Here is a 6,134-nt window from a genome sequence, read left to right as displayed (position 1 = left end):
GCGCGGGGCGGGCGGTCCGGCGTCAGGGCGTCGGACGCGTCAGGCGGGCCGGTGCTTACGCAGGATCGCCGTGAGGACCCCCTCGAAGGCTGCCTCGGGATCGGCCGACCCCCCTGGGGACCGCCAGGCGACGAACCCGTCCGGACGGACCAGTACCGCACCCTCCGCGGTGACGCCGTGGACCTCCGCCCAGTCCGTGTCGGTCGCCGGTGACAGCTCCGCGTCGGGCCCGTCGCCGATCCGGTACGAGTCGAGCGGCACCGACAGCCGCTGCGCGACGCGCGTCGCCGCGGTGTGCCACCTGCCGGAGTCGCCTCCCGAACTCAGGAGCACCAGGGACTGCTCGTACAGGTCGAGGGTGGAGACCCGGGTACCGACGCGGTTCAGCCACATGTGGGGCGCCCGGCTCCCGGGCTCGCCCGTCAGCCGCAGTCCGTCGGGCACGATCGGCAGCGCCGTGTCGGCCCCCTGGACCGCGCCCTGCGGATAGCGGTAGCCCAGCGCCACGTTGAGGATTCCGCCCCTCTTCCCGCCGGGGCCACAGGCGCCGGGGCCGGGGGCGTACCCGGGGTGGCTGTGCTCGACCGAACGCGACGAGGCGCGGGCGCTCGTCGCCTCGGCGACCGGCCGACGCTCCGCGTCGTAGGACTCGAGCAGTCCGGGGCCGGCCCATCCGCCCAGGACGGCGGCCAGCTTCCAGGCGAGGTTGTGCGCGTCCTGGATACCGGTGTTGGAGCCGAACGCCCCGGTGGGCGACATCTCGTGGGCCGAGTCCCCGACAAGGAACACCCGGCCGTCCGCGTACCGTTCGGCGACCCGCTCGGCGGCGTGCCAGGGGGATCGGCCGGTGATCTCCACATCGAGATCCGGCACTCCCACGGCCCGCCGGATGTGCTCCCTGCACCGCTCGTCGGTGAACTCCTCGAGCGTCTCGCCGTGTTCGGGATGCCACGGCGCGTGGAACACCCACCGCTCCCGGTTGTCGACCGGCAGCAGGGCCCCGTCGGCCTCGGGGTTCGTCAGATAGCAGATGATGAACCGCCGGTCGCCGACGACGTCCGCGAGACGGCGGGACACGAACGTGACGCTCACGTTGTGGAACAGGTCGCCCGGGCCGCTCTGGCCGATGCCGAGCCGTTCGCGAACAGGGCTGCGCGGGCCGTCCGCCGCCACGAGGTAGTCCGCCCGGATGGACGTGTGCTCGCCCGTGTCGCGGCTCTTGACCTGCGCGGTCACCCCTTCGGAGTCCTGTTCGAACGACATCAGCTCCGTCGAGAACCGCAGATCCCCGCCGAGCTTCCGAGCGCTCTCCAACAGCACAGGCTCGAGATCGTTCTGGCTGCACAGGCACCATGACGCCGGGCTGAAGCGGGCGAGCCCGCCGCCGGGGTCGATCTCCTTGAAGAGCCACTCGCCGACATCGCCCACCAGGCTCGGCGTCTGCAGGATGCCGTTGTTCCCCGCCAGGACGGAAGCGGCCTCCTTGATGCCCTGCTGCACACCGGCCCCGCGGAACAGTTCCATCGTGCGCACGTTGTTGCCGCGCCCGCGGGGATGGATCGAGGTGCCCGAGTGGCGCTCGACGAGGGTGTGCGGCACGCCGAGCCGCCCAAGGAACAGCGATGTGGACAGGCCCACCAGAGAGCCGCCGACGATGAGGACGGGCGTGCGGAGACCGACCTCGCCGGCGTCTTCGAATCGGTTCATCAATTGCCTCCAGCGTCAGCTGCGACGCGAGTCAGGGGTGGGATGCAGATGCATGCCCGTCAGGGACCGGTGCGCGCGCTCGGAGCACCCGATTGACGCGCGGTTCACTCGTCCGCCCCGTGGGACTCGCGTGGATCGGGGTGCCCGTCAACGATCGGCACATGACGACCCCCGGCGCCTTTCGGGCACGGCGGTCCCTCCCGACCCTCCGTGAAGAGAGAGAAGGTGCGCCGGATGACCATCTCGGGACGCATATCCCAGTCGGCGTTCGACGGGTCCAGGCTGCGGGTGATCTTGCTGCTCGACCTGTACGAAGGAGCCCAGCAGCAGTTCCTGGACGCGTACGAGCTCATGCGCAAGCAGGTCGCCTCCGTCCCCGGTCACATCAGTGACCAGCTCTGCCAGTCCATCGAGAACCCCTCGCAGTGGCTCATCACCAGCGAGTGGGAGAGCGCTCCGCCGTTCCTCGCGTGGGTGAACAGCGAGGAGCACGTCGAGACCGTCAGGCCGATGCACAGCTGCGTCCGCGACACCCGGTCCATGCGCTACAGCATCGTCCGGGAGACCGGTCCCAGCGGGCCGCTCGCGTCGGATCCGGCGTCGGCGGGCGTGCAGGTCGCGGCCCGTGTGGGCGACGGTGTGGCACGCCACGCCCTCACCTTCACCGTCAAGCCGGGCTCCGAATCGAAGGTCGCGGAACTCCTTGCCGGCTACCAGTCGCCCAAGGCCCAGGTCGACGAGAACACCCGGCTGCGCCGCACCTCGCTCTTCATGCACGGCAACCGCGTCGTGCGGGCCGTGGAAGTGGAAGGCGACCTCCTCGCCGCCCTGCGCCACGTCGCCCGTCAGCCCGAGGTGCGCGCGGTCGAGGAGGCCATCAACCCGTACCTGGAGCAGGACCGGGACCTGACCGACCCCGAATCGGCGCGGGTCTTCTTCACCCGGGCGGCCCTCCCGGCCGTGCACCACGTGGTGTCCGGCCGGCCGGCCCCCGAGGGCCTGCGGCGCCACGCGCTGTACTACCCGGCGAAGGAAGGCCGCGGGATGGACCTGGCCAAGCTGCTCGCGAAGCAGGACGAGGCCGCGGCGGAGGACCCCGACAGCCCGGTGTACGGCAGCACCGTCTTCCAGCGCGACGACATCGTGGTGCGGCTCGTCGACATCACCGAGGACCTCGACCTCGACCCGGTCGCCTCCCTCGGTATCAAGGGCCCCCGGAAGGCCGCGGTGCTCGCGCGTCTCCTCGACGGCGCCGCGATCGGCGTCGAGGGCCCCCTGGACACGGACCGCAACATCAACCGGCTCCTGTCGCACGCCGACATGCTGCCCATCACCGACCGCAGCTCGGCGGACTCCTGACGGCCGGCCGCGGCCCCCCGGCCGCGGCCGTTCCCCCGCACGTCACTGCCACACTCGGAGGTATCAACCATGCTCAAGCAGCGTCCTCGCATCGTGACCCTGAGCGAGACGGAACCCAACCGCAGGCGCGGAGGTGACCTGCGGGCCATGCTCACGCCGGCCACCGTGGGTTCCACCAGCGGCTTCATGGGCCTGGCCATCGTCCAGCCCGGCGAGCGCATCGGTGAGCACTACCACCCGTACTCCGAGGAGTTCGTGTACGTCGTCTCGGGCGCGCTCGAAGTGGACCTGGACGGCGAGACGTACGCGCTCCAGCCCGACCACGGTCTCCTGATCCCCATCGACATGCGGCACCGTTTCCGCAACGTCGGTGAGGTGGAGGCCCGCATGGTCTTCCACCTGGGCCCGCTCGCCCCGCGTCCCAGCCTCGGTCATGTCGACACGGAGGTCGACGACGACGCCGAGCTCGCCGCGACCGGGCCGCACCTGACCGTGGGCGACCCCGGGCAGGCGTCCGAGCGAAGCGGGGCCATCGAGTGACCCGGCGAGTGGCCGTCACCGGTATCGGTGTGGTCGCTCCGGGCGGCACCGGAGCGAACGCGTTCTGGGACCTCCTCGCCAACGGCCGTACCGCGACCCGAGGCATCACCCTGTTCGATCCGGTCGGCCTGCGTTCGCGCATAGCCGCCGAGTGCGACTTCGACCCGCTCGCGCACGGCCTGGACCCGGAGCTGAGCCAACACGCCGACCGGTACATCCAGTTCGCCGTGGTCGCCGCCGGGGAAGCCGTACGCGACTCCGGAATCGACACCGGAACCGAAGACCCCTGGCGCGTCGGAGTCTCCCTGGGCAGTGCCGTCGGCGGCACCACCCGCCTGGAGCACGACTACGTCCTGGTCAGCGGGGGCGGGCAGCGGTGGGACGTGGACCACCGCGCGGCCGATCCGAAGCTGCACATGGCGTTCGCGCCCAGCACGCTCGCCTCGGTCGTGGCCGAACAGTTCGGCGCCCGCGGCCCGGTGCAGACCGTCTCCACGGGCTGCACCTCCGGCCTCGACGCGGTCGGCTACGCCTTCCACACCATCGAGGAAGGCCGGGCGGACGTCTGCATCGCCGGGGCGTCGGACTCGCCGATATCACCGATCACCATGGCCTGCTTCGACGCCATCAAGGCGACGTCACCCGACAACGACGACCCCGAGCACGCCTCCCGCCCCTTCGACGACAACCGCAACGGGTTCGTGATGGGCGAAGGTGCGGCGGTCCTCGTCCTGGAGGAGTACGAGCACGCCCGGGCCCGCGGTGCGCACATCTACTGCGAGATCGGCGGCTACGCCACCTTCGGCAACGCGTACCACATGACCGGTCTGACCGGCGAGGGCCTGGAGATGGCCCGGGCGATCGACTCCACGCTCGACCAGGCCAAGCTCGACCCCACGCTGATCGACTACGTCAACGCGCACGGCTCGGGCACCCGGCAGAACGACCGGCACGAGACCGCCGCCGTGAAGCGGTCCCTGGGCGCCCACGCCTACGACACGCCCATGAGCTCCATCAAATCCATGGTGGGGCACTCGCTCGGTGCCATCGGCGCGATAGAGGTCGTCGCCTGCGTTCTCGCGCTGAAGCACCAGGTGGTACCTCCGACGGCGAACTACGAGACCCCCGACCCCGAGTGCGACCTGGACTACGTGCCGCGCACCGCCCGCCCGCGGAAGCTGAGGAACGTGCTTTCCGTCGGCAGCGGATTCGGCGGCTTCCAGTCCGCGGTGCTCCTGACGGGGCCGGGCGGGAGGACACGATGAGAGATCAGCCACGGCGAGCGGCCGTCACCGGGATCGGTGTGATCGCCCCCAACGGACTGCGCGCCGACGCGTACTGGAAGTCCGTCCGGGAAGGCCTCGGCGTCCTGGACCGGATCACCCGCGAGGGATGCGAGCACCTGCCCCTCAAGGTCGCCGGCCAGGTCGAGGGGTTCGACGCCTCGGCCCTCATCGAGGAGCGGTTCCTCGTCCAGACCGACCGGTTCACCCACTACGCCATGGCGGCGGCCTCGCTCGCCCTCGACGACGCCGGCCTCGGCAAGGACGACGACCCCGAGGGGGCCTTCTCCATCGGCGTCGTCACCGCAGCCGGGTCCGGAGGCGGCGAATTCGGCCAGCGGGAGCTGCAGAAGCTGTGGGGACAGGGCTCCAAGTTCGTCGGCCCGTATCAGTCCATCGCATGGTTCTACGCCGCGAGCACCGGCCAGATCTCCATCCGGCACGGCTTCAAGGGACCGTGCGGAGTCGTCGCGAGCGACGAGGCGGGCGGCCTGGACGCCCTCGCCCACGCCGCACGGGCCGTACGGCGCGGAACGGGCGCGGTGGTCGTCGGCGCCGCCGAGGCGCCCCTCGCCCCGTACTCGATGGTCTGCCAGCTCGGCTACCCCGAGCTCAGCACCGTCGAGGACCCGGATCGTGCCTACCGCCCCTTCACCGCCGGAGCCTGCGGCTTCGTCCCGGCGGAGGGCGGCGCCATGCTCGTCGTGGAGGACGAGTCCCGCGCCCGCGACCGGGGAGCGGCCGTCCGGGCCGTCGTGGCCGGCCATGGCGCCACGTTCACCGGCGCGTCCCGCTGGGCGGAGTCCCGGGAGGGACTCGCCCGTGCGATCCGGGGCGCCCTCGACGAGGCCGACTGCGCCCCGGAGGAGATCGACGTCGTGTTCGCCGACGCCCTCGGCGTACCGGAGGCGGACCGCGCCGAGGCGCTGGCGATTGCCGACGCCCTGGGGGCGTACGCCACCCGGGTACCGGTCACGGCGCCCAAGACCGGGATCGGCCGGGCCTACTGCGGGGCGCCCGTCCTCGACACCGCGGCCGCGGTGTTCGCGATGGAACACGACCTGGTGCCCCCCACCCCCAACGTGTTCGACATCTGCCACGACCTCGATCTGGTGATGTCCGCCGCTCGCCCCGCCGAGCTGCGCACGGCCCTCGTCCTCAGCAGGGGACTCATGGGATCCAATGCGGCGCTGGTAGTGCGCCGCGGCGGCGACTCCGCCCGGTAGGACCGGGCGGGAAGGAGAA

The 6,134-nt window shown here is 71.5% G+C and carries 5 protein-coding genes; 4 read left to right on the top strand and 1 reads right to left on the bottom strand.

Annotated features, from left to right (window positions below):
* Nucleotides 1-39 precede the first annotated feature (39 nt).
* A complete protein-coding gene (locus ACFV9D_RS24240) occupies nt 40-1,707 on the bottom strand; it encodes an FAD-dependent oxidoreductase (protein WP_385149889.1) in 1,668 nt (555 codons plus the stop codon).
* 234 nt (nt 1,708-1,941) lie between these two features.
* Between ACFV9D_RS24240 and ACFV9D_RS24235 the strand changes: the two genes are divergently transcribed.
* The 4 genes from ACFV9D_RS24235 to ACFV9D_RS24220 all read left to right on the top strand — a co-directional run bounded on the left by ACFV9D_RS24235 (nt 1,942) and on the right by ACFV9D_RS24220 (nt 6,115).
* On the top strand, nt 1,942-3,066 hold the full coding sequence (locus tag ACFV9D_RS24235) for a SchA/CurD-like domain-containing protein (RefSeq protein ID WP_385149886.1): 1,125 nt from the start codon (nt 1,942-1,944) through the stop codon (nt 3,064-3,066).
* 69 nt (nt 3,067-3,135) lie between these two features.
* Nucleotides 3,136-3,606, top strand: a complete 471-nt coding sequence (locus ACFV9D_RS24230) for a cupin domain-containing protein (RefSeq protein ID WP_385149883.1) — start codon at nt 3,136-3,138, stop codon at nt 3,604-3,606.
* Nucleotides 3,603-4,871, top strand: coding sequence for a beta-ketoacyl-[acyl-carrier-protein] synthase family protein (locus tag ACFV9D_RS24225; protein ID WP_385149880.1), 1,269 nt, complete (start codon nt 3,603-3,605; stop codon nt 4,869-4,871). The genes ACFV9D_RS24230 and ACFV9D_RS24225 overlap by 4 nt, the downstream gene beginning before the upstream one ends.
* Nucleotides 4,868-6,115: a ketosynthase chain-length factor gene (locus tag ACFV9D_RS24220; RefSeq protein WP_385149877.1), complete on the top strand. Its 1,248-nt coding sequence runs from the start codon at nt 4,868-4,870 to the stop codon at nt 6,113-6,115. Before ACFV9D_RS24225 ends, ACFV9D_RS24220 begins: the two co-directional genes overlap by 4 nt.
* Nucleotides 6,116-6,134 lie beyond the last annotated feature (19 nt).

The organism is Streptomyces sp. NPDC059875 (genome assembly GCF_042731085.1).
Classification (GTDB): Bacteria; Actinomycetota; Actinomycetes; order Streptomycetales; family Streptomycetaceae; genus Streptomyces.
This window is presented reverse-complemented; position numbering and strand designations above follow the sequence as displayed.